Here is a 21,964-nt window from a genome sequence, read left to right as displayed (position 1 = left end):
CGAATCAACAGCGAACTTCGAGGTGCGCACCTTGGCTTTCCAGATGCCGGACCGCGGCGGAGGCCCGACAGGGCCGCGGATGAGAGTGGGCCGCCCGTCCCGGCGTGTCCGTACCCTGCTCATGACGCTGGGCGTCCTGGCCGTTCTCGGCATGGCGTTCACCATGTTCGCGGGCTTTTGGACGGACTGGCTCTGGTACCGGTCGGTGAACTACTCCTCGGTCTTCACCACCACCCTGTGGACCAAGATCGGGCTCTTCTTCGTCTTCGGCTTGCTGATGGCCCTGGCCGTCGGCTTCAACATCTGGCTGGCGCACCGGCTGCGTCCGCCACTGAGCGCCATGTCGATGGAGCAGCAGAACCTCGACCGCTACCGGATGAGCATCGCGCCCTACAAGAAGTGGCTCCTGCTCGGAATCACCGCCCTGGTGGGCCTCATCGCCGGCGCTTCCGCGTCCGGCCAGTGGCGCACCTGGCTGATGTGGGTCAACGGCGTGCCCTTCGGCCAGAAGGACCCCCAGTTCAAGCTGGACGTCGCCTTCTACGCCTTCGACCTGCCCTGGTACCGGTTCCTGCTCGGCTTCGGCTTCGCCGCGGCGATCCTGTCCGTGATCGCCGCCGCGCTGACGCACTACCTGTACGGCGGTCTGCGCGTCACCAGCCCCGGTGCCCGGGCCACGGCCGCGGCCACCGGGCACCTGTCGGTGCTCATCGGCGTCTTCGTGGCGCTGAAGGCGGTCGCGTACTGGCTCGACCGGTACGGGCTCGCGGTGAAGTCCAGTGACTTCAGGGCGACCGACAACTGGACGGGCTTGAGGTACGTCGACGCCAACGCCTACCTGCCGGCCAAGACGATCCTGTTCTGCATCGCCGTCATCTGCGCGCTGCTGTTCTTCGCCACCCTGTGGCGGCGCACCTGGCAGCTGCCCGTGATCGGCTTCGGCCTGATGGTGCTCTCCGCGATCCTCATCGGGGGCCTCTACCCGGCGATCGTGCAGAAGTTCCAGGTGCAGCCGAACGAGCAGGCCAAAGAAGCGCCGTACGTCGAGAAGAACCTCGAGGCCACGCGCCAGGCGTACGGCATCGACGGCACCCAGGTCACCGACTACTCGGGCACGAGGGAGACCGAGGACAAGAGCCAGCTCCGCGACGACGTCGATTCCACGGCGAGCATCCGGATCATGGACCCGAACATCGTCTCGCCGACGTTCCAGCAGCTCCAGCAGATCAGGAACTACTACGCGTTCCCGAACAACCTGGACGTCGACCGCTACACCAAGGACGGCAAGGACCAGGACACGGTCATCGGCCTGCGTGAGATCAACCTCGCGGGCATCCCGAAGAAGAACTGGATCAACAACCACTTCCGGTACACCCACGGGTTCGGAGTGGTCGCCGCCGAGGGCACCAGCGCCGACGCTCAGGGCCGGCCGAACTTCACGGAGTCCGACCTGCCCTCCGAGGGCGACCTCGGCACGTACGAGCAGCGGATCTACTACGGCGAGAAGACCGAGACGTACTCGATCGTCGGCGGTCCCCAGAAGGAGATCGACTACTCCGACGACAACGGCGAGAAGACCACCAGCTACAAGGGCGACAGCGGGGTCGACCTCTCCAACCCGATGAACCGGGCGGCGTACGCCGTGGCGTTCGGCGAGCCGCAGATCCTGTACTCCGGAGCCATCGGCGACGGTTCGCGGATCCTGTACAACCGCACGCCCAAGGAGCGCGTCGAGGCGGTCGCCCCCTGGCTGACCATCGACGGCGACGCCTACCCGGCGGTCGTGGACGGCCGGATCCAGTGGATCGTCGACGCGTACACGACGACGAACGGCTACCCGTACTCCTCACGTACGACGCTCGGTGACACCACGGCCGACTCGCTGACCGCCACCAACGACAGCCGAGCGGTGGTGGCCCAGCAGAACCAGGTCAACTACATCCGCAACTCGGTGAAGGCGACCGTCGACGCGTACACCGGCCAGGTCAAGCTCTTCCAGTGGGACACCAAGGACCCCGTCCTGAAGACCTGGATGAAGGCCTTCCCGGACACGGTGGAACCCAAGAGCGAGATCTCCAAGGCGCTGATGGATCATCTGCGCTACCCCCAGGACCTGTTCAAGGTCCAGCGGGAACTGCTCACCCGCTACCACGTGAAGGACGCGACGACGTTCCTCAGCGGCAGCGAGGTCTGGCAGGTGCCGGACGACCCGACGAACCGGTCGGGCAGCGCCGTGCCGCCGTACTACCTGAGCATGAGGATGCCCGACCAGAAGGCACAGGCGTTCTCACTGACGACGACCTTCACGCCCAACGGCCGGGACAACCTCAGCGCGTTCATGGCGGTCGACGCCGAGGCGGGCACCAGTGACTACGGCAAGATCAGAATCCTGAAACTGCCGACCAACACCACGGTCAACGGACCCAAGCAGGTCCAGAGCCAGTTCAACTCCCAAGAGGAGATCGCCGAGTCCATCAGGCTCCTGAGAGGCGGTGACTCCGAGGTCGAGTACGGCAACCTGCTGACGGTGCCGCTCGACGGAGGACTGCTGTACGTGGAGCCGGTCTACGTACGCGGTGGCGGGCTGAAGTACCCGCTGTTGCGCAAGGTCCTGGTCACCTACGGAGGCGAGACCGCCTTCGAGAACACCCTCGACGAGGCCCTCAACAAGATCTTCGGAGCGGACGACCCGGCCCCCGAGCCGCCGGACACGGGCGACACGCCACCGCCGACGTCCGAGAACCCGTCGGTGCAAGCGGCCCTGGAGGACGCCCAGAAGGCGTTCGACGAGGGCCAGGAGGCCCTGAAGAAGAACGACTGGGAGGCCTACGGCCGGGCGCAGAAGGACCTCGAGGACGCCCTGCAGCGGGCCGAGGACGCGCAGGCCGAGGCGAGCCGGGTGGGCGGCGCCGGGGGCGGCGAGAGCAAGCCCGGCGACGAGCCGAGCGGCAGTCCGAGTCCCAAGCCGAGCAGTTAGCGCTCTGGCCTGGTCAAATGCCCATCCCGCGCCGTGATACGGTTGTGAACACAACGGCGCGGGGTGGAGCAGCTCGGTAGCTCGCTGGGCTCATAACCCAGAGGTCGCAGGTTCAAATCCTGTCCCCGCTACTGAAGTCGCGATGTCCGAGCGACAGAGTGACACCGAAGGCCCGGATTCCACACAGGAATCCGGGCCTTCGTGATGTGTGTGAACGCATGTGCTGGCGCAGGCTGCGGCCGTGCCGCCGGGGGGAGTTGGGCAATCTGTGTTTGACTTGTCTCTCTGTGGGCATGTCGACAAAACGCTGAAGTGACCTCACTGGCTGCGGTATACGAGGTGTACCCAGGTTGCAGGTGGTGCGACGATGGACGTTATGGGGGACAAGGCAACTCTGTTCGAGACAGGGCGTTTTGTGCAGCCTTCCAGCCGGGAGGACACCGACACCCCGGACGAGACCGGGGAGATCGCCGACGAGGCGGCCGAGGAGCTGCGTCAGCGGCTCGCCGCGGAGGCCGGCGACGTCGAGGCGATGAGTGTCCTCGGGGCCATGTTGCTGCGCCGCGGTGATCTCGACGGTGCCGAGCCGCATCTGCGTGCCGCCACAGCCGCGGGCGACCGGGCGGCCGCCAACAATCTGGGAGTCCTCCTGCATCAGCGGGGGTACGCCGACGAGGCCGCCGGATGGTGGCGGATCGCCGCCGTCGCCGGATCCACGGCGGCCGCGCACGCCCTCGGCCGGCACCACCGCGAGCGGGGCGACGAGCCCGCCGCCGAGTACTGGCTGCGCCAGTCCGCCGAGCAGGGCCACACCCTGGGCGCGTACGCGCTGGCCGATCTGCTGGAGCACCGCGGGGACGCCGCGGCCGAGCAGTGGATGCGGGTCGCGGCCGAGCGCGGGCACCGGGAGGCGGCCTACCGGCTGGCACGGGCCCTGGACCGGAAGGCGACGCGGGAGGCCGACGGCGACAACGGTGTCCAGGGGGCCGACGGGGCCGAGCAGTGGTATCGGCAGGCCGCCGCGCGCGGACACCGGCGGGCCGCGCTGCACCTCGGGACGATCCTGGAGCGGCGCGGCGAGCTCAAGGAGGCCGGGCGCTGGTACCTGACCTCCGCCAAGGACGGCGAGGCAAGGGCCGCCTGCGCGCTGGGCTTCCTGTTGCGGGACGCGGGTGACACCGAGAATGCCGCCGTCTGGTGGCTGCGGGCCGCCCAGGACGGTGACGGCAACGCGGCGAACGCGCTGGGCGCGCTGCACGCCGAGCGGGGCGAGACCCAGACCGCCGAGCGCTGGTACCGGGCCGCGATGGACGCGGGCGACGTCAACGGCGCGTACAACCTCGGCCTGCTCTGCGCCGAGCAGGGGCGCACCCCGCAGGCCGAGCAGTGGTATCGGCGCGCGGCCTACGCCGGGCACCGGGAGGCCGCGAACGCGCTGGCGATCCTGCTGCTGCGAGCCGGTGACGAGACGGGCGCGGAGCCCTGGTTCTCCAAGGCCGCGGAGGCCGGGAGCGTGGACGCCGCCTTCAACCTCGGCATCCTGCATGCCGGGCGGGGCGAGGAGCGGGCCGCGCTGCGCTGGTACGAGCGTGCCGCCGCGGCCGGGCACACCGAGGCGGCGCTCCAGGTCGGTATGGCGAGGCTGCGGGGCGGCGACGAGCAGGAGGCCGAGCGGCACCTGCGGTGTGCGGCCGGGGGCGGGAGCGCCGAGGCCGCGTACCGGCTGGCGACCGTGCTCGACGCGCGTCGGCCACCGGAGCCCGCGCACGAGCTCGGGGAGCCCGTGCACCGGCGGAGTGAGTGTGAGGAGTGGTACGAGCGGGCGGCCTCCCAGGGGCATCGACGGGCGCAGGTCCGGGTCGGCATGCTGGCGGCGGCCCGGGGCGATGTCGTCGAGGCGGCTCGGTGGTACCGGGAGGCGGCCGAGGCCGGGTCCCGCAACGGGGCGTTCAATCTCGGGCTGCTGCTGGCCCGGGAGGGGAGCGAGCCGGAGGCGGCGGTCTGGTGGACACGGGCGGCTGACGCGGGGCACGGACGGGCTGCGTTGCGGCTTGCCCTGGTCTACGCGCGTCGGGGTGAGCTGGCGGAAGGGCAGCGCTGGGCGGACCGGGCCGTGTCACTGGGCCCGGCGTCGGTCACCGAGAGGGCGGAGCGGTTGAGGGACGCGTTGCGCCAGGAGCTGTCGGCCTGAGGCGGGGCCGGGCCGCATGGTGCCGGTGTCGGTGTGAGAGCTGGGCTGTTCGGTGCTGGATGTAGGCACGGGGGTCGGGCCGCCCGGTGTCGGATGAGGGCTGGGCTGCGCGGTGCTCGACGTCGCTAGGAAGGTCGGGCAGCGTGGTGCCAGTGCCAGTGCCAGTGCCAGTGCCAGTGCCAGTGCCAGTGCCAGCGCCAGTGCAGGCGGCCGTGACGCGCCCGAGCCCGTGCAGGCGCATGTGCCATGCCGGTGCAGGCACCTGCACCGGCACCCGGCAGCAGCCGTACCGAGACCGGCGGCGGGTTGCGCGGTCCGGTTCGCCGCGAAGCGAGCGCAGCCGGGCCGGGCCGGTGTCCTCGCAGCGCGGCGAACCGCTCGCCGCGAAGCGATTTGCATCCGTCCTCGTCGTTGACGTAACGTTGCATTCATCGACGCGGGGTGGAGCAGCTCGGTAGCTCGCTGGGCTCATAACCCAGAGGTCGCAGGTTCAAATCCTGTCCCCGCTACTGAAGGCCTGAGGCCGGAATCCGAAAGGGTTCCGGCCTCAGGTGTTTTCCACGGTCATGCCCCCGTCGCCGCCGGCCTGACGAGTGCCGAATCGGCGGGCAGCACAAAGCCCCGGCACCCATCGGTGCCGGGGCGTGTCAGCCGGAGTGCTAAGCGGCCGCGCAGTTCGGGCAGACGCCGCGGTACGTCACCTCGACGTCCGAGACCGTGAAGCCGAAGCGCTCGGTGTCGGGGAGGTCCGCCAGCGGGTTGCCGATCGGGTGGACGTCCCGGATCGCGCCGCACCGGGCGCAGACCAGGTGGTGGTGCGGCTGGTGGGCGTTCGGGTCGTACCGCTTGGCGCGCTGGTCTGTGGAGACCTCCAGCACCTCGCCGAGGGTCACGAGCTCACCGAGGGTGTTGTAGACGGTCGCCCGGGAGATCTCGGGGAGCTTGGCGACGGCCCGGGCGTGGACCTCGTCGGCCGTCAGATGGACGTGTTCGCCGTCGAGGACCTCGGCCACGACGCGCCGCTGCGCGGTCATCCGCCATCCGCGTCCGCGCAGGCGTTCCAGAAGGTCACTCATGGCCACCAGCCTAACAGCTAAGGGGACCAGGTCCCGAACAGGTGTGAGTTTAGAGCCTCACTTGCTTTAGACATTGTCTATTGTAGGATCGGATCGGCTTTGACCAAGGGAACAGGACTGGTCAGGAATGGTGCAGGAGGCGCACGTGACGCAGGGACCGCTCACGACGGAGGCCGGGGCCCCGGTGGCCGACAACCAGAACAGCGAGACCGCGGGTATCGGCGGCCCGGTGCTCGTCCAGGACCAGCTCCTGCTGGAGAAGCTGGCCCACTTCAACCGCGAGCGCATCCCGGAGCGCGTGGTGCACGCCCGCGGTGCGGGTGCGTACGGCACGTTCACGGTGACCGCTGATGTGACCCCGTACACGCGCGCCGCGTTCCTCTCCGAGATCGGCAAGCAGACCGAAATCTTCCTGCGCTTCTCGACGGTGGCCGGCAACCTGGGCGCGGCGGACGCGGTCCGCGACCCGCGGGGCTTCGCCCTGAAGTTCTACACCGAGGAGGGCAACTACGACCTCGTCGGCAACAACACCCCGGTGTTCTTCATCAAGGACGCCATCAAGTTCCCGGACTTCATCCACACCCAGAAGCGCGACCCGTACACCGGCTCGACCGAGGCGGACAACGTCTGGGACTTCTGGAGCCTGTCGCCCGAGTCCACGCACCAGGTGACCTGGCTGTTCGGCGACCGGGGCATCCCGGCCTCCTACCGCCACATGGACGGCTTCGGCTCGCACACCTTCCAGTGGAGCAACGAGGCCGGTGAGGCCTTCTGGGTGAAGTACCACTTCAAGACCGACCAGGGCATCAGGAACCTGACCGGCGCGCAGGCCGCCCGGCTCGCCGGTGAGGACCCCGATTCCCACCAGCGCGACCTGCGCCAGGCCATCGAGCGGGGCGAGTACCCGACGTGGACCGTCGGCGTGCAGCTCATGCCGGTGGCCGACGCGGCGACTTATCGCTTCAACCCGTTCGATCTGACCAAGGTCTGGCCGCACGCGGACTACCCGGTCGTCGAGATCGGCAAGCTGGAGCTCAATCGCAACCCGGAGAACATCTTCGCCGAGGTCGAGCAGTCGATCTTCAGCCCCGCCCACTTCGTACCGGGCATCGGGCCCTCCCCGGACAAGATGCTCCAGGGCCGCCTCTTCGCCTACGGTGACGCCCACCGTTACCGCGTCGGCATCAACGCCGACCACCTGCCGGTGAACCGCCCGCACGCCACCGTCGCGCGGACCAACGCCCGTGACGGGTACCTCTACGACGGCCGGCACGCGGGTGCGAAGAACTACGAGCCGAACAGCTTCGGCGGCCCGTCGCAGACGGACCGTCCGCTGTGGTCCGCCACTGCCGTGAGCGGCGCGACGGGCAACCACCCCGCTCCGGTGCACGCCGAGGACGACGACTTCGTGCAGGCGGGCAACCTCTACCGCCTGATGGGCGAGGACGAGAAGGAGCGCCTGATCGCCAACCTGGCGGGCTTCATCGCCAAGGTCTCGCGTGACGACATCGTCGAGCGGGCGATCGACAACTTCCGTCGGGCCGACGGAGACTACGGCAAGCGGCTGGAGGTCGCGGTCCAGGCCCTGCGCGGCTGAACTCCAGCGCTGGACCGCTTGCTGTGGCGGACGGGCCGGGTCCCTTTCGGGGGCCCGGCCCGTCCGCGCGCTCAGGCCGGAACGCGCTGACGCGCGGGTGCCCAGCAGCGGATGATGTCGCGGACCGAGACGATGCCGGTCGGTTCCCCGCCGTCCAGCACGATGAGGTGCCGGAAGCCGCCGTGTGCCATGGCGCTCGCCGCCTCCTCCAGGGTCCAGGTCGGAGTGGCGAAGACGACATCGGTGGTGGTATGGGCGTGGGCGCGTTCGGTGTCCGGGTCCTGGCCCAGACCGACGGAGTTGAGGACGTCGCGTTCGGTGAGGATGCCGATGCCGCCGGCGTCGGGGTCGTGGACCACGGCCGCCCCGACCTTGCGTGCGGACATCAGCGCGGCGGCCTGGCGCAGCGTGTGGGTCGGGCCGATGGTGAGGACGACAGTGCTCATGGCGTCACGGACGAGCATGGATGGAGCCACCTCCTGGGAGTCTCCCCGCCGTTCGTTCAGGGTTTCACAAATTCACAAGTGGGGGGACTTTCAGGGTGGCAGGTAAAGGGTGGGTCAACAAGGGGGCGCTCGGTAACAACGGGGGGCTCAGTAGCGCTGGTTGAGATATCCGAGCAGCTCGTCGTGCAACAGGCCGTTCGACGCGGCAGCGTTGCCGCTGTGCGGGCCCGGGCGGGCGTCGAGTCCGGTGAAGGTGCCGCCGGCCTCGGTGACGACGATCGCGGTGGCGGCCATGTCCCACAGGGACAACTCCGGCTCGGCGCACATGTCGACGGCGCCTTCCGCGACCATCATGTACGGCCAGAAGTCGCCGTACGCCCGCGTGCGCCACACCTCGCGGGTGAGGTCCAGGAAGCCGTCCAGGCGGCCCTGCTCCTCCCAGCCGCTGAGCGAGGAGTACGCGAAGGAGGCGTCGGAGAGCTTGGAGACGCGGGAGACCTGCAGCCGGGAGGCCTTGGTGAGGCTGCGGCCGGAGAACGCGCCGTGGCCCTTGGCGGCCCACCAGCGGCGGCCCAGGGCGGGGGCGGAGACGACGCCGACCACGGGCTGGAAGCCGCCCTCGCCGGCCTCCATGAGGGAGATGAGCGTGGCCCAGACGGGGACGCCCCGCACATAGTTCTTGGTGCCGTCGATCGGGTCGATCACCCAGCGTCGGGGGCCGGTGCCCTCCACGCCGTATTCCTCGCCGAGGATCGCGTCCCTGGGGCGGGCGCGCTGGAGCTGGCCACGGATGAGCTCCTCCGCCGCCTTGTCCGCCTCGCTCACCGGGGTCATGTCCGGTTTGGTCTCGACCTTGAGGTCGAGGGCCTTGAACCGGTCCGTCGTCGCGGCGTCGGCGGCGTCGGCGAGGACGTGGGCGAGACGCAGATCGTCGAGGTAGTCGGGCATGCAACGAATCTATCTGCCGAGGTGGGGGTGGGGCTACAGGGGGTTTGTGAGGGTGGGGGCGGGGGCCCGTCGCCGGGGGCGCGCTCGGGACGGTGATCCGGGCTCGGGTCCGGGGTGCCGCCGGCACCGTCTCGTGCCTGGTCGTGACCGGCCCGGCCGTCGCGGGGAACGGGCTGCGGAGGTCCGAGAGCGACAAGACCGTCCTGGACGGAGTCGACCACGACGCGATGCCGGTCTGGTTCCAGCCGATCGCCGAGTGCCAGCCGTTCCCCCCGGCCATCGAGCCCCTGCGCGGCCTGCTGCTCGGCACCGGTATCGGGCCACGCATGGCCGCCCTTGTCCGGTGCCTGGGGCTCGTGGTGCTCGGGCCTTGTCCGGTGCCTGGGGTTCGCGGTGCTCGGCTTCTTCTGGTCGACCTCGATGTGCGACGACGACCCCAAGGAGTTGCCGTGACCGCGTGGGCGGGCTCGCGCCGACGTTCCGCCCCGGGGCGGCGTTCACCGCCGCCCCGCCGGAGTGCGCCGCGCGTTCGCGGACTCGGGCGAGGCACGGCCCATGGGTCAACAGGCCGCGCGGCAAGGCCGAAACGCGCCCCCGCGCGCACTCGCGAACCCTTGACAGTGGTGTCGCACGCGTCAAATCTGGGCGCAGAGCCGCTCGCCCCAAGGGGAGGCGATGATGCCTGCAGCGCGGGAATCTCTACTGGACGCCGCGTACACGGCGCTGGCGCGCCGGCCGTGGTCCGCCGTACGGATGGTCGACGTGGCCGCGGCGGCAGGAGTGTCCCGGCAGACGCTCTACAACGAGTTCGGCAGCAAGGACGGCCTCGCCCGGGCGCTCGTGCGACGAGAGGCCGACGGATATCTCGCCGGGGTGGACCGCGCTCTCGCCGGGTACGGCGATCCCCGCGACCGGCTCGCCGCCACCGCCGAGTGGACCACCTCCGCGGCCCGGGACAGCCTCCTCGTGCGCGCCATGCTCACCGGCTGCTGGAGTGAGCGGTTGCCCGCCCCCGCCCCGCTGTCCGTGCCGCCCACCTCGGCGGTACCGGCCCAGCGCCGTGCCGACGGGCCGCTGCCCTCGCCCGGCGACTTCGTCGCCCTCGTGCGTGACCGGGCCGTCACCGTCCTGGCCGGTCCCGGCGCGCTCACGTCCGACACCGCCGAGCTGGCCCGCACCTGCGAACTCGCCGTCAGGCTGGCCCTGTCGTGTGTGGCGGCGCCGCCGGGCGAGGGCGGTGTGGCCGAGCTGGTCCGCGGCGCCCTTCAGCGGCAGCCGGGCTGACAGGGGGTCAGTGCGCCGACCCCGACAACTGGAGCCCGATCACGCCGATGATGACGAGACTGATCGACACGAGCTTCAGCGTCGACACCACGTCGCCGAGGAAGACCATGCCGTAGATCGCCGTCCCCGCCGCCCCGATGCCGGTCCACACCGCGTATGCGGGGCCCACGTCGAGTTTCTTCAGCGCGAGGGTCAGCAGTCCGAAGCTGCCGAGCGCGAAGGCGCAGAACGCGATCGTGGGCCAGAGCCGGGTGAAGCCGTGCGAGAGCTTCAGACACACGGCGAAGCCGGTCTCGAGCAGTCCGGCCACGATGACCAGCAGCCACGCCATGAGTCGTCCTCCCGTATCCCACGATCAGTGACCGCTTCGTCGGCTTCACCGCGTGCACGACGATCCGACGCTCGTCCGGCTCCGGCCCGGGCCGCATCCGGCTTGGGTGCGATTATGCACTTACCGTCTCCACGCCAGGACAAACAACGCGGAGGTCAGTCGCCTTCCGTCCGCTCCCGCGTGGCCAGCAGCCGCCGCAGCGAGTACAGGCGCGCCCGATCCGCGTGCCCCGCGGCCACCCACGCGTCCAGCGCGCAGTCCTGCTCGTCGTGGCTGCACGCGCGCGGGCAGCCCTCGGTGCCCGGCTCCAGATCGGGGAAGGCGTGGATCACCTGGGACGGATCCACGTGGTGCAGTCCGAAGGACCGCAGGCCCGGGGTGTCGATCACCCAGCCGTCACCGCCCGACAGCGGCAGCGCCAGTGCCGAGGTGGTGGTGTGCCGGCCCCGGCCCGTCACCGCGTTCACGTGTCCCGTCGTACGTCGTCGTTCCTCCGGGACGAGTGCGTTGACCAGGGTCGTCTTGCCGACACCGGAGTGACCGACGAACGCCGTGATCTGACCGTCGAGTTGCTCGCGCACACGGGCGACGGCGCTGCCGTTCTGCAGTTCCTCGCGGCTGGTGACGACGTGCGGGATGTCGAGGTGGCCGTACAGCTCCAGGAGCTTGTCGGGCGGGGCGAGGTCCGACTTGGTCAGGACCAGCAGCGGGTCCAGGCCGCCGGCGTAGGCCGCGACCAGGCAGCGGTCGATCAGCCGGGGGCGCGGCTCCGGGTCGGCCAGGGCGGTGACGATCGCCAGCTGGTCGGCGTTGGCGACGATCACGCGCTCGTACGGATCGTCGTCGTCCGCGGTGCGGCGCAGGACCGAGGTCCGCTCCTCGATGCGCACGATCCGCGCGAGCGTGTCCTTCTTGCCTGACATGTCGCCCACGAGAGCCACCCGGTCGCCGACCACGGCCGCCTTGCGGCCCAGCTCGCGGGCCTTCATCGCCATGACCACGCGGTCCTCGACGAGGCAGGTCAGGCGGCCCCGGTCGACGGTGAGGACGAGGCCCTCGGCGGCGTCCTCGTGCTTGGGGCGGAGGTTCGTCCGGGGCCGGGTGTTGCGGCGGCCCGGACGGGTGCGGATGTCGTCCTCGTCGGTGTGCTTGCCATAGCGGCGCATGACGTGATCCCTGCGTCCTACGCCCCGAGCATCCCGGTCCACAGGTCGGGGAAGCCGGGCAAGGTCTTGGCCGTCGTCGCCACGTTCTCGATCTGCACGCCCTCGACCGCGAGGCCGATGATCGCGCCGGCCGTGGCCATGCGGTGGTCGTCGTAGGTGTGGAAGATCCCGCCGTGCAGCCGGCGCGGGCGGATGTGCAGACCGTCGGCGGTCTCCGTGACGTCACCGCCGAGTTCGTTGATCTCCTTCGTCAGCGCGGCCAGCCGGTCCGTCTCGTGCAGCCGCAGATGGGCCACGCCGCGCAGGGTCGACGGGGAGTCCGCGAGGGCCGCGACCGCGGCGATGCCCGGCGTCAGCTCGCCGACCTCGCTCAGGTCGACGTCGATGCCGTGCACCGAGCCGGAGCCGGTGAACGCCAGACCGTAGTCCGTCAGTTCGCAGGAGCCGCCCATCTCGGTGAAGATCTCGCGCAGCCGGTCACCGGGCTGCGTGGTACGGGAGGGCCAGTCCGGGACGACGACCCTGCCGCCGGTCACCAGCGCCGCCGCCAGGAACGGCTGGGCGTTCGACAGGTCCGGCTCGATGACCAGGTCCCGGCCGAGCAGAGCACCCGGCGAGACCCGCCAGACGTTCGGTTCACCGCCCGACTCGGGTGTGTCCACCTGGGCGCCGACCGCGCGCAGCATGTCGACGGTCATGCGGATGTGCGGCATGGACGGCAGCGTGGCGCCGGTGTGGCGGACCTCGACGCCCTGGTTGAAGCGCGGGCCGGACAGCAGCAGGGCGCTCACGAACTGCGAGGAGGAGGAGGCGTCGACGGCTACCATGCCGCCGTCCAGGGCGCCGCTGCCGTGCACGGTCATCGGCAGCGCGCCGCGGCCGTCGTCGTCGATGCGGGCGCCGAGCTGACGCAGCGCGTCGATGACGCCGTTCAGCGGACGCTCGTAGGAACGGGGGTCGCCGTCGAACCGGACGGAGCCGTCGGCCAGCGCGGCGACCGGCGGCAGGAACCGCATCACCGTGCCGGCGTTGCCGACGTCGACCTGGGCCGGGCCGCGCAGGCCCGTGGGGAGCACGCGCCAGGCCTCGCCGGTGCCGTCGGGGCCCACGCCTTCCTCGATCTCGATGCCCATCGCGCGCAGCGCCCCGGCCATCAGCAGGGTGTCGCGGGAGCGCAGGGGCCGGCGCAGCCAGCCGGGCTCGGAGGCCAGCGAGGCGAGGACCAGGGCACGGTTGGTGACGGATTTGGACCCGGGCACGTGGACCGTCGCGTCGACGGCTCCGCTCGCGTGCGGGGCGGGCCAGAGGGCGGTGTCTGCGGTGTTCGGGGCCATGCCTTCACTTTATAAGCAGGCCGTGCTCCGAGTGCGGCGCCGTCGGGGACGGTGGCGCCCGGAGCGCGCAGCCGCGCGCGGGGGCGGCCCCCCCACCCCTCGGGCCGGCTGTCACAGGCCCAGGAGCCAGCGCCCGCCACCGAGCAGCGAACACAGCGACACCGCGTGGAACAGGAAGAACCACAGCGCCGCCGGTACGTGCGTCAACCGCGACAGCTGGTCCGCGTCCGAGTCGCCGGCCCCGCCCCGGGCCCGCTTCGCCTGGAGTTCGAAGGCCGGGCGGACCCCGCCGAGCAGCAGGAACCACACCACCGCGTACGCGAACGCCGCCTGCACCTGCGGGCCGGCCAGCCAGGACACCACCACGAACATGCCACCGGTGACGAGCATGGTCAGTGCGCCGTAGGCGTTGCGGATCATCACCAGCATGGCGAGCAGCAGGGCCGTGGCCAGCCACAGCAGGAGCGTGATGCGGCCGGAGCCGAGCAGGGCGGCACCGCCGAGGCCCAGCAGGGGCGGGGCGGTGTAGCCGGCGGCGGCGGTGAGGATCATGCCGATGCCGTGCGGCTTGCCGCGGCTCACGGTCAGGCCGCTGGTGTCCGAGTGCAGCCGTATGCCGGTGAGGGTGCGGCCGGTGAGCAGGGCCACGAGACCGTGGCCGCCCTCGTGGGCGATGGTGATGGCGTTGCGGGAGAGGCGCCACAGGCCGTGCGGGAGGACCACGGCGAGCGCGGCGCCCAGGGTCGCGATCACCACCCACAGGTCGGGGTCGGGCTGCGTGCCGGACACCTCGTCCCAGAGGGAGGGGAGCGAGGCGATTGCGGTGCTGTCCATGGGTGGCGTCGGCTCCCTGTGGTCGATCCGATGGGTGTGGCGCGCAGCGCCGTCGTCGAGAGGTGGTGGCCGGGTGGCGGGTGGGCCTGGCAGTGTGGCACGTATGTGCGGACGGTATTCAGCGAGTCGTAGGCCAGAGGATCTCGCAGGAATCTTTGAGGTCGAGAAGTGGGAGCCCGAGGAGACCCTCGAGCCGGACTACAACGTGGCGCCCACCAAAGAGGTCTACGCCGTCCTCGACCGCCCCCTGAAAGACGCGGACGACCCGCGGCCGGTTCGGCAGCTGCGCACACTGAAGTGGGGGCTCGTCCCGTCCTGGTCGAAGACCCCCGAGGGCGGCGCCCGGATGATCAACGCCCGCGCGGAGACCGTCCACGAGAAGCCGTCCTACCGTCGGGCCTTCACCTCCCGGCGCTGCATCCTGCCCGCCGACGGCTACTACGAGTGGGTCACCGGCAGCCAGGAGCGCGAGCTGGAGGTCGAGGGCAAGAAGAAGCGACCCCGCAAGCAGCCGTACTTCGTGACACCGGCGGACGGGTCGGTCTTCGCCATGGCCGGGCTGTACGAGTTCTGGCGGGACAGGACGCTGCCGGACGACCACCCGCGGGCCTGGTGGGTGACGTGCTCGGTCATCACCACGGAGGCCGAGCAGAGCCCGCTCGCGGTGTCCCCGGCCGACGGGCCACGGGCGCTGGCCGAGATCCACCCGCGGATGCCGCTGATGCTGACGCCCGATCGCTGGGACGCCTGGCTGGACCCGTCCCGCACGGACGCCGACGAGCTGCGCGAACTGCTCGCCCCGCCGCCCGCCGGGCTGATGCGCGCCTACCCGGTCGCCACGGCCGTCAGCAACGTCCGCAACAACGGGCCGGAGCTGCTGAAGGAGCTGGAAGGACCGGAAGAGGGCACACTCTTCTGACGCGACGAATGTGACGAACATGACGAACATGACGACATGGCGAACGTGACGAACATGGCGAAGGTGACGAAGGCGACCGGTGAGACGACCGGGACCGTCGAGACCGAGGCCGGAACCGCCCGCATCACATGGCACCCCGCGAGGAACGCCCGGCTGGTCCTCGCGGTCGGCCACGGCGCGGGAGGCGGCATCGAGGCCCGTGACCTGAAGGCCCTGGCCGAGGTCCTGCCGGCGCACGGGGTGACCGTGGCCCGGGTGGAGCAGCCCTGGCGGGTGGCCGGGAGGAAACTGGCACCCGCCCCCAGGACCCTGGACACCGGCTGGCGCGGCATCTGGCCCGCGCTGGCCGCTTCGGGGCTGCCGGTCGTCGCCGGCGGGCGCAGCGCGGGGGCCCGGGTCGCCTGCCGTACCGCCACCGGGCTGGGGGCCCACGCCGTGCTCGCGCTCAGCTTCCCGCTCCACCCGCCGGGCAAGCCGGAGAAGTCCCGCGCCGACGAATTGCTGGGCTCCGGGGTGCCCACCCTGGTCGTGCAGGGCGGCAACGACCCGTTCGGGAAGCCGGAGGAGTTTCCCGAAGGACGGTACGAACTCGTGGAGATCCCGTACGGAGATCACGGCTTCGCCGTGCCGAAGCGTGCGGAGATCACGCAGGACGCGGCCGTGGCCCTCATCACGGACGCGGTCGTGCGGTGGACCGGGTCACTCGGGTAAAGCTTCGGGAATGCCGGGGCGGCGGTCACTGTTGTGCGGGACGTACGTGCTGGAGACCAGCACCGACGTCGTAGGAGAGGAAGTCCGCCGCATGGGTTCGACCATCTGCCCGACCCGCAGCAGCCGCGCCGACCTGGACTGGACGGTGCTGCACGCGGCCAGGACCGCCCCTGTTCGGGCGGCGGGCGGACCGGATCGTCGTCTATCCTCCGATTCGGGTGAGACCGGTCTCGGTCTCACGAGAACACTCGAGGAGGTGGGTCCGGTCACTGGGACCGACGCAGGGACCGAAGACGGCCAGGCGGAGCAGCCCGAGGGCCAGGGCGGCACGGGCGCGGAGACGGCCGCGGAGCGCAGTGCGCGCTTCGAGCGGGACGCGCTCGAGTTCCTCGACCAGATGTATTCGGCCGCGCTGCGCATGACGCGCAACCCGGCCGACGCCGAGGACCTGGTGCAGGAGACGTACGCCAAGGCGTACGCGTCCTTCCACCAGTTCCGCGAGGGCACCAACCTCAAGGCGTGGCTGTACCGGATCCTCACCAACACCTTCATCAACTCGTACCGCAAGAAGCAGCGCGAACCTCAGCGCTCCGCGGCCGAGGAGATCGAGGACTGGCAGCTCGCCCGCGCCGAGTCGCACATGTCGACCGGCTTGCGCTCCGCGGAGTCGCAGGCGCTCGACCACCTGCCCGACTCGGACGTGAAGCAGGCGCTCCAGGCCATCCCCGAGGAGTTCCGCATCGCCGTGTATCTCGCGGACGTCGAGGGGTTTGCCTACAAGGAGATCGCCGACATCATGGGGACACCCATCGGTACGGTGATGTCCCGGCTGCACCGGGGCCGCCGTCAGCTGCGCGGCATGCTGCAGGACTACGCCCGTGACCGCGGGATGGTCCCGGCCGGTGCCGGAGAGTCGAACGAAGCGAAAGGCTCGGGGTCATGAGCTGCGGAGAGCCGCACGAGACGGATTGCAGCGAAATCCTCGATCATCTCTACGAGTTCCTCGACCGTGAGATGCCGGACTCGGACTGCGTGAAGTTCGAGCACCACTTCGAGGAGTGCTCGCCCTGCCTCGAGAAGTACGGGCTGGAGCAGGCTGTGAAGAAGCTCGTCAAGCGCTGCTGTGGGCATGACGACGTGCCGGGCGACCTGCGGGACAAGGTCATGGGCCGGATCGAGCTGATCCGCTCCGGCCAGGCCGTCCCCGACCAGGACGTCACGGCCTCGCCCGCCGCGCCCCAGGAGTCCTGACACTCCTGCGCTTTTCAACTACCCACGCTCTGAGGGGGGTAGTCCCCTCGAACGCGTCACTCGAACGTGCTAACCCGCGGGTCATCCACCCGCGGACCCCCTGCCGCCGCCCTAGGCTCCGGGCCTGACGAACATGGCCGGGGGAGGGGCTCATGGAAGCGGTACCGGCACGGGCACGGGTCTACATCGCCTGTGTCGTGATGGCCGCGCTCTCCTGTCTGCTGCCACTGCCGGGCGTCCGCACGCCCTGGTGGGCGGTTGCGCTGCTCGCCGCGCTGTACGCCGGCTGCGAACGCGTCGCCCGGTCCCGGTTCGTGGGGCTCTCCCATCCCGCCGGGACCTTCTACCCCGTACTGCTCGCCGGTGCCTTCCTGCTGCCGGCACCCGCCGCCGCGCTGGTGGCCGTCCCCGGGGCGCTGCTCTCGCAGGCCGGGCAGCGGCCCGTGGCGCTGCGGCGCACCTGGCGGGCCGCCCAGCTCGTCCTGGGGGTGTGGGCCGCGGCCACGACGCATCGGCTGCTCGGCGGGCGCGACGCGGTCGTCGCGGGCGACGTCCCCTACGCCCTCGGGCCCGCCGGGGCGGCCGTGCTGGTGTTCTGCCTGGTGCTGGCGCTGCTGGACGGCGGAATCCTGGCCGTGGCGGAGCGGGTGCCGGTGCGGCGGGCCTGGCGGGGACTGGTGACGCGCTCCCTCGCGCCGATCGCCGTGCACGGCCTCGCCGGGCTGATGATGGCCGTGCTGTGGCGCAGCCCGTACGGTCCTGTCGCCGCGCTGCTGGTGCTGCTGCCCATGTGCGTCTCGTGGTGGGCGTTCGCGCAGTACCACCGGGAGCGGGCCGCCCACCAGGCGACCATCCGGGCGCTGGTCCAGGCCGTCGACATCAAGGACGGGTACACCCGCGGGCACAGCGAGCGGGTCGGCCAGGCCTCCTTGATGATCGCGCGCGAGCTGGGCATGGACGACGAGCGCGTCGAGGTGCTCCGCTTCGCCGGGATCCTGCACGACGTGGGGAAGCTGGGCGTGCCCACCCGGCTGCTCAGGAAGGACGGGCCGCTGACACCCGAGGAGCGGCGGGTGATCGAACTGCACCCCGAGTACGGGCACGAGATGGTGCGCGGCATCGGCTTCCTCGGCGAGGCCCGCGCCGCCGTGCTGCACCACCACGAGCGACTGGACGGCAGCGGCTACCCGTACGGCCTGGTGGGCCGTCAGATTCCCGAGTCCGCACGGGTCGTGGCCGTCGCGGACGCCTTCGACGCCATGACCTCCACCCGGAGCTACAGCAGGGCCCGGCCCGTCGCTGTGGCCCTGGCGGAGCTGGAGCGGTGCGCGGGCAGCCACTTCGACCCGGTGATGGTCACGGCCCTCGTCGAGGCCGTCCGACGCACGGGATGGCACCCCGCCGTGACCGCCGACGACGAGGAGAACCGCCCGGCCCGGGTGCCCCCGCCCGGCGCGCCCCTGTCCAGCCGCCCGGGGGCACACCGATGAGCGCGGACCGGCCGCCACCGCTCCTCACCCTCGTCCACGCCTGCGCCGCCCTCCTCGCCGTCGCCTCCCTCGCCGCCACCCTCCACCAAGGCCTGGAGGAACGGCGGGTCGCCCTCGCCTTCGGCGTCCTCGTCACCGTCGGTGAGCTCAGCCGCCGCAACGGCGCCCGGGTGCGGGAGCCGGCACCGCTCGGCGCCGCCGCGGCCCTGTCCTACGCGCTGCTCGGGGAGGCCGGCGGGCGGGCCACGCATCACGGCCCGGCCCAGGTCGTCGCCGTCGTGCTGGCCGCCTCACTGCTCGGCAGCGTGCCGCACATCGCTCGCGGGCAGGGGCCCACGCTCGACCACCTGGCGCGCCGTGTGCTCACCGTCGGGTTCGTCGCCGTGTGCTTCCAGCCCCCCTACAACCGGGGCATGTTCGACGACTGGGGCGGCCCCGCCTACGCGCTGCTGCTGCTCGCGCTGCTGTCCCTGACCGCGCTGTGCGACGCGGTGCTCGCCGCCGCCCTGGCCCGCACCCGCACCGGCTGGCCCTTCGGGCCGGTGCTGCGGGACGAACTGCGGGGCTTGTGCGGCATCGGGTCCGCCGTCATCGCCACCGGGGCGGTGATGGCGCTGGCGGTCGCCGTCGTGGGGCTGTGGGCGCTGCCCGTCTTCTCCGTGCCGCTGCTGCTCGCCCAGATGTCGTTCCGGCGCTACGCCGCGGTCCGGGCGACCTATCGGCAGACCATCGCCTCCCTCGCCCGGGCCACCGAGGTCGCCGGCTACACCCCGGCAGGGCACGCCCGGCGCGTCGCCGCGCTCAGCCGGGCCGTGGGCCGGGACCTGGGGCTGACCGAGCCCGAACTGGGCGTGCTGGAGTACGCCGCCCTCATGCACGACATCGGCCAGCTGAGTCTCGTCGACCCGGTGCCGGCGGGCGCCACCGCCGCGCTGCCCGCCGCCGAGCAGCGGCGGATCGCGCTGCTCGGCGGGGCTGTCGTGCGGCAGACCGGCGTCGACGAAGCGGTGGCCGTGGTCGTGGAGCGGCAGGCCGACCCCTACACCGAGCAGCCGCTCGCCGCGCGCATCGTCCGGGCCGTGAACGCGTACGAGGAGAAGTCCCGGGAAGGAGGGCCCGGCGGGCCGCTGACGGCGCTGGAGGAACTCCGGCTCGCCACCGCCGGCACATACGCCCCGGAGGTGGTGGAATCACTGGCCCGGGTACTGGCAAGGAGCAGTCTGACCCTGCCCGTGGCTGGGTAACCCATGGGTAATGAGCGCCCTCGAGGCCGTACGTGGTTGGATGCGAAGGAGAAGGTGTCCGGGGGCTCGAAACACAGCTACGGCCAGCCCACCGCACGGAACTGGCAGGCGGGAATCGTGAGGATCTTCGGCAAGGGACGGCACCGGCCCTCCGCCTCCTGGCGGCAGGCCACAGACCGGGCGTTCACCCTCATCGGCGACGGCCGATACGAGGACGCGGGCGCACTGCTGACACGTGCCGCCGATCTGGAGCCCTGGCTGTCCGAGTCCTGGTTCAACCTCGCCCTGCTGCACAAGTTCCGGCACGACTGGGAGCAGGCCAGAGCCGCGGGCCTGCGGGCCGTGGCCCTGCTCGACCGGGACACGGGCGCGCCCGACTGGTGGAACGTGGGCATCGCCGCGACCGCGCTCCAGGACTGGCCGCTGGCCCGGCGCGCCTGGCAGGCCTACGGGCTGCGGGTGCCGGGTGCGGCCAACGACTCCGGTGAGCCCGTCGGCATGGACCTCGGCAGCGCGGCCGTACGGCTCTCCCCGGAGGGGGAGGCCGAGGTCGTGTGGGGGCGGCGGCTGGATCCCGCCCGGATCGAGGTGCTGTCCATTCCCCTGCCCTCGTCGGGGCGCCGCTGGGGCGAGGTCGTCCTGCACGACGGTGTGCCGCACGGGGAGCGGACCACGGCCGCCGGGCACACGTACCCGGTGTTCGACGAGATCGAGCTGTGGGCGCCGTCGCCCGTGCCGACGTGGGTGGTGCTGCTGGAGGCCGGGACGGAGGCGGACCGGGACGCGTTGGAGCAGCTCGCCGGGGACGCCGGGTTCGCCGCTGAGGACTGGTCCTCTTCGGTGCGGTTGCTGTGCCGGATGTGCTCGGAGTCCCGGATGCCGTCCGACGAGGGCGACGGGGAGCATCTCGACCCGCACGATCACAGTGAGCCGGGGCATCCCGGGCCGCTGGGGCACCGGACGGATGGGCAGCTGTGGGTGCCGGAGCGGGAGTGCGGGTTGGCCGCGCCGGCTTCGCTGGTTCGGGGGTTGCTGGACGGGTGGGTGGCCGACAGTCCGGATTCCCGGGATTGGCGGGATCTGGAAGAGGTGTGCTAGCGCCGTTGCCGGGGGCGGCCGTGCCGTGGTGGCTCGCGCGGTTCCCCGCGCCCCTGAAAGCAGGACGTTTCACCCGCGTACCCTGTATCAGGATCTCAGCCCGGTCAGTTTCAGGAAGGCGTACGTAACGTCATGGCTCAGCAGGACACCGATCAGCAGCGCTCGGGCGTGCTCCCCGTGGATGACGAGGGGTACGTGATCGACACGGAGGACTGCGAGGAGCGCGAGGCGGCCTGGCGTGAGCGGGGGACCTCGCGGCCGATCACAGTGGTGGGGAACCCGGTGCTGCACAAGGAGTGCAAGGACGTCACCGACTTCGGCGACGACTTCCAGCAACTCGTCGCGGACATGTTCGCCAGCCAGCGGACGGCCGAGGGCGTGGGTCTCGCCGCCAACCAGATCGGGGTCGACGCGAAGGTCTTCGTCTACGACTGCCCGGACGACGAGGGCGTCCGGCACACCGGCGTGGTCTGCAACCCCGAGCTCGTCGAACTGCCCGCCGACAAGCGCCGCCTGGACGACAGCAACGAGGGCTGTCTGTCGGTGCCCACGGCGTACGCGCCGCTCGCCCGGCCGGACTACGCCGAGGTGACCGGGCAGGACGAGAAGGGCAACCCGATCAAGGTGCGCGGCACCGGATACTTCGCACGGTGTTTGCAGCACGAGACGGACCACCTGTACGGCTATCTGTACATCGACCGGCTCTCCAAGCGCGAGCGCAAGGACGCGCTGCGGCACATGGCCGAGAACGAGCCCCGCTACCCCGTGGTGGCCAACGACTGAGACCTCGGCTTCACCAGGCGCACGGCGTCTGTTCGGGTTCCCCACCCTGAACAGGCGCCGTTCGTCTGTGCCGTTCGCCTGTCCGTCGCACATTCGATCGCTTCTGCTCTCCTGGCGATCCACCGGTAGTCACACAACGGGAGATTCCCGGCACTGTGGGATAGCGAATGAAGCAAATACGTTCCCAGAACGGCCAGTTGTGGTGCTGAATGGGATGAGCGGGGTATGCAACGGCGCACGCCCGGCACGAAGGGAGGGGCGCCCGCGCCAACCGGCGGCTGAGA

Annotated in this window: 19 protein-coding genes, 2 tRNA genes and 1 pseudogene; 15 read left to right on the top strand and 7 right to left on the bottom strand. The window is 71.1% G+C overall.

Annotated features, from left to right (window positions below; translation table 11 throughout):
• Positions 1-43: 43 nt before the first annotated feature.
• From ABTX62_RS08005 to ABTX62_RS07990, 4 genes are all read left to right on the top strand, one after another.
• Complete coding sequence (locus ABTX62_RS08005) at positions 44-2,977, top strand: UPF0182 family membrane protein (protein WP_352115427.1); 2,934 nt, start codon at positions 44-46, stop codon at positions 2,975-2,977.
• A gap of 57 nt (positions 2,978-3,034) precedes the next feature.
• Positions 3,035-3,108, top strand: a tRNA-Met gene (locus tag ABTX62_RS08000).
• A 236-nt stretch (positions 3,109-3,344) separates the two neighbouring features.
• Positions 3,345-5,168 (top strand): tetratricopeptide repeat protein, encoded by a 1,824-nt coding sequence (locus ABTX62_RS07995; protein WP_352115370.1) that lies wholly within the window; start codon positions 3,345-3,347, stop codon positions 5,166-5,168.
• A 435-nt stretch (positions 5,169-5,603) separates the two neighbouring features.
• Positions 5,604-5,677 (top strand) — tRNA-Met (locus tag ABTX62_RS07990).
• Positions 5,678-5,827: 150 nt separating this feature from the next.
• Here the strand turns inward: ABTX62_RS07990 and ABTX62_RS07985 are convergent.
• A complete protein-coding gene (locus ABTX62_RS07985; protein WP_352115369.1) occupies positions 5,828-6,244 on the bottom strand; it encodes a Fur family transcriptional regulator in 417 nt (138 codons plus the stop codon).
• 145 nt (positions 6,245-6,389) lie between these two features.
• On the opposite strand from ABTX62_RS07985, the gene ABTX62_RS07980 reads away from it, so the two are divergent.
• The gene (locus tag ABTX62_RS07980) at positions 6,390-7,841 is read left to right on the top strand and encodes a catalase (RefSeq protein WP_352115368.1); all 1,452 of its coding nucleotides are present in this window, start codon (positions 6,390-6,392) and stop codon (positions 7,839-7,841) included.
• 71 nt (positions 7,842-7,912) lie between these two features.
• On the opposite strand, the gene ABTX62_RS07975 is transcribed toward ABTX62_RS07980, so the two are convergent.
• Together ABTX62_RS07975 and hisN are read right to left on the bottom strand one after the other, a co-directional pair.
• Positions 7,913-8,305, bottom strand: a complete 393-nt coding sequence (locus ABTX62_RS07975) for a CBS domain-containing protein (protein WP_352115367.1) — start codon at positions 8,303-8,305, stop codon at positions 7,913-7,915.
• A gap of 129 nt (positions 8,306-8,434) precedes the next feature.
• The gene (gene hisN / locus ABTX62_RS07970) at positions 8,435-9,235 is read right to left on the bottom strand and encodes a histidinol-phosphatase (protein WP_283971496.1); all 801 of its coding nucleotides are present in this window, start codon (positions 9,233-9,235) and stop codon (positions 8,435-8,437) included.
• Positions 9,236-9,456: 221 nt separating this feature from the next.
• On the opposite strand from hisN, the pseudogene ABTX62_RS07965 reads away from it, so the two are divergent.
• Together ABTX62_RS07965 and ABTX62_RS07960 are read left to right on the top strand one after the other, a co-directional pair.
• Positions 9,457-9,688: pseudogene (locus ABTX62_RS07965) on the top strand (hypothetical protein); the annotation flags it as partial.
• 222 nt (positions 9,689-9,910) lie between these two features.
• The gene (locus ABTX62_RS07960) at positions 9,911-10,519 is read left to right on the top strand and encodes a TetR/AcrR family transcriptional regulator (RefSeq protein ID WP_352115366.1); all 609 of its coding nucleotides are present in this window, start codon (positions 9,911-9,913) and stop codon (positions 10,517-10,519) included.
• Between the two features lie 7 nt (positions 10,520-10,526).
• Here the strand turns inward: ABTX62_RS07960 and ABTX62_RS07955 are convergent, their stop codons facing one another.
• The 4 genes from ABTX62_RS07955 to ABTX62_RS07940 all read right to left on the bottom strand — a co-directional run bounded on the left by ABTX62_RS07955 (position 10,527) and on the right by ABTX62_RS07940 (position 14,184).
• Positions 10,527-10,850: a DMT family transporter gene (locus ABTX62_RS07955; protein WP_283971498.1), complete on the bottom strand. Its 324-nt coding sequence runs from the start codon at positions 10,848-10,850 to the stop codon at positions 10,527-10,529.
• Positions 10,851-11,005: 155 nt separating this feature from the next.
• Positions 11,006-12,016, bottom strand: a complete 1,011-nt coding sequence (gene rsgA / locus ABTX62_RS07950; protein ID WP_352115365.1) for a ribosome small subunit-dependent GTPase A — start codon at positions 12,014-12,016, stop codon at positions 11,006-11,008.
• A gap of 17 nt (positions 12,017-12,033) precedes the next feature.
• On the bottom strand, positions 12,034-13,350 hold the full coding sequence (gene aroA, locus ABTX62_RS07945; protein ID WP_352115364.1) for a 3-phosphoshikimate 1-carboxyvinyltransferase: 1,317 nt from the start codon (positions 13,348-13,350) through the stop codon (positions 12,034-12,036).
• 111 nt (positions 13,351-13,461) lie between these two features.
• Positions 13,462-14,184 carry a M50 family metallopeptidase gene (locus ABTX62_RS07940; protein ID WP_352115363.1) on the bottom strand — a complete coding sequence of 241 codons (723 nt, stop codon included), beginning with the start codon at positions 14,182-14,184 and terminating at the stop codon, positions 13,462-13,464.
• 103 nt (positions 14,185-14,287) lie between these two features.
• Here ABTX62_RS07940 and ABTX62_RS07935 point away from each other — a divergent pair, with 103 nt between their 5' ends.
• The 8 genes from ABTX62_RS07935 (at position 14,288) to def (ending at position 21,680) form a co-directional block, all read left to right on the top strand.
• Complete coding sequence (locus ABTX62_RS07935) at positions 14,288-15,103, top strand: SOS response-associated peptidase (RefSeq protein WP_352115362.1); 816 nt, start codon at positions 14,288-14,290, stop codon at positions 15,101-15,103.
• 36 nt (positions 15,104-15,139) lie between these two features.
• The gene (locus ABTX62_RS07930) at positions 15,140-15,814 is read left to right on the top strand and encodes an alpha/beta hydrolase family protein (RefSeq protein WP_352115361.1); all 675 of its coding nucleotides are present in this window, start codon (positions 15,140-15,142) and stop codon (positions 15,812-15,814) included.
• Positions 15,815-16,070: 256 nt separating this feature from the next.
• Positions 16,071-16,757 (top strand): RNA polymerase sigma factor SigR, encoded by a 687-nt coding sequence (gene sigR / locus ABTX62_RS07925; RefSeq protein WP_283971503.1) that lies wholly within the window; start codon positions 16,071-16,073, stop codon positions 16,755-16,757.
• A complete protein-coding gene (gene rsrA / locus ABTX62_RS07920; protein ID WP_283971504.1) occupies positions 16,754-17,065 on the top strand; it encodes a mycothiol system anti-sigma-R factor in 312 nt (103 codons plus the stop codon). The genes sigR and rsrA overlap by 4 nt, the downstream gene beginning before the upstream one ends.
• A gap of 152 nt (positions 17,066-17,217) precedes the next feature.
• Positions 17,218-18,555, top strand: a complete 1,338-nt coding sequence (locus tag ABTX62_RS07915) for an HD-GYP domain-containing protein (RefSeq protein ID WP_352115360.1) — start codon at positions 17,218-17,220, stop codon at positions 18,553-18,555.
• Positions 18,552-19,799, top strand: a complete 1,248-nt coding sequence (locus ABTX62_RS07910; RefSeq protein WP_352115359.1) for an HD domain-containing protein — start codon at positions 18,552-18,554, stop codon at positions 19,797-19,799. Before ABTX62_RS07915 ends, ABTX62_RS07910 begins: the two co-directional genes overlap by 4 nt.
• A gap of 117 nt (positions 19,800-19,916) precedes the next feature.
• Positions 19,917-20,897: a tetratricopeptide repeat protein gene (locus ABTX62_RS07905; RefSeq protein WP_352115426.1), complete on the top strand. Its 981-nt coding sequence runs from the start codon at positions 19,917-19,919 to the stop codon at positions 20,895-20,897.
• A gap of 132 nt (positions 20,898-21,029) precedes the next feature.
• The gene (def, locus tag ABTX62_RS07900; protein WP_352115358.1) at positions 21,030-21,680 is read left to right on the top strand and encodes a peptide deformylase; all 651 of its coding nucleotides are present in this window, start codon (positions 21,030-21,032) and stop codon (positions 21,678-21,680) included.
• Positions 21,681-21,964: the final 284 nt, after the last annotated feature.

It is taken from the genome of Streptomyces sp. NPDC096046, from assembly GCF_040303285.1.
In the GTDB taxonomy this organism is placed as follows: Bacteria; Actinomycetota; Actinomycetes; order Streptomycetales; family Streptomycetaceae; genus Streptomyces.
Note: the sequence above shows the minus strand (reverse complement) of the source record. Positions and strands in the feature narration are given on the sequence as shown.

Excerpts from the sequence above, each read along its gene's own strand:
- ABTX62_RS07960 (WP_352115366.1), top strand. The coding sequence starts at position 9,911 with ATGATGCCTGCAGCGCGGGAATCTCTACTGGACGCCGCGTACACGGCG.
- ABTX62_RS08005 (WP_352115427.1), top strand. The coding sequence starts at position 44 with ATGCCGGACCGCGGCGGAGGCCCGACAGGGCCGCGGATGAGAGTGGGC.
- rsrA (WP_283971504.1), top strand. The coding sequence starts at position 16,754 with ATGAGCTGCGGAGAGCCGCACGAGACGGATTGCAGCGAAATCCTCGAT.
- def (WP_352115358.1), top strand. The coding sequence starts at position 21,030 with ATGGCTCAGCAGGACACCGATCAGCAGCGCTCGGGCGTGCTCCCCGTG.
- ABTX62_RS07985 (WP_352115369.1), bottom strand. The coding sequence starts at position 6,244 with ATGAGTGACCTTCTGGAACGCCTGCGCGGACGCGGATGGCGGATGACC.
- rsgA (WP_352115365.1), bottom strand. The coding sequence starts at position 12,016 with ATGCGCCGCTATGGCAAGCACACCGACGAGGACGACATCCGCACCCGT.
- ABTX62_RS07995 (WP_352115370.1), top strand. The coding sequence starts at position 3,345 with ATGGACGTTATGGGGGACAAGGCAACTCTGTTCGAGACAGGGCGTTTT.
- aroA (WP_352115364.1), bottom strand. The coding sequence starts at position 13,350 with ATGGCCCCGAACACCGCAGACACCGCCCTCTGGCCCGCCCCGCACGCG.
- ABTX62_RS07935 (WP_352115362.1), top strand. The coding sequence starts at position 14,288 with ATGTGCGGACGGTATTCAGCGAGTCGTAGGCCAGAGGATCTCGCAGGA.
- ABTX62_RS07930 (WP_352115361.1), top strand. The coding sequence starts at position 15,140 with ATGGCGAACGTGACGAACATGGCGAAGGTGACGAAGGCGACCGGTGAG.
- hisN (WP_283971496.1), bottom strand. The coding sequence starts at position 9,235 with ATGCCCGACTACCTCGACGATCTGCGTCTCGCCCACGTCCTCGCCGAC.
- ABTX62_RS07910 (WP_352115359.1), top strand. The coding sequence starts at position 18,552 with ATGAGCGCGGACCGGCCGCCACCGCTCCTCACCCTCGTCCACGCCTGC.
- ABTX62_RS07975 (WP_352115367.1), bottom strand. The coding sequence starts at position 8,305 with ATGCTCGTCCGTGACGCCATGAGCACTGTCGTCCTCACCATCGGCCCG.
- ABTX62_RS07940 (WP_352115363.1), bottom strand. The coding sequence starts at position 14,184 with ATGGACAGCACCGCAATCGCCTCGCTCCCCTCCCTCTGGGACGAGGTG.
- ABTX62_RS07915 (WP_352115360.1), top strand. The coding sequence starts at position 17,218 with ATGGAAGCGGTACCGGCACGGGCACGGGTCTACATCGCCTGTGTCGTG.
- ABTX62_RS07955 (WP_283971498.1), bottom strand. The coding sequence starts at position 10,850 with ATGGCGTGGCTGCTGGTCATCGTGGCCGGACTGCTCGAGACCGGCTTC.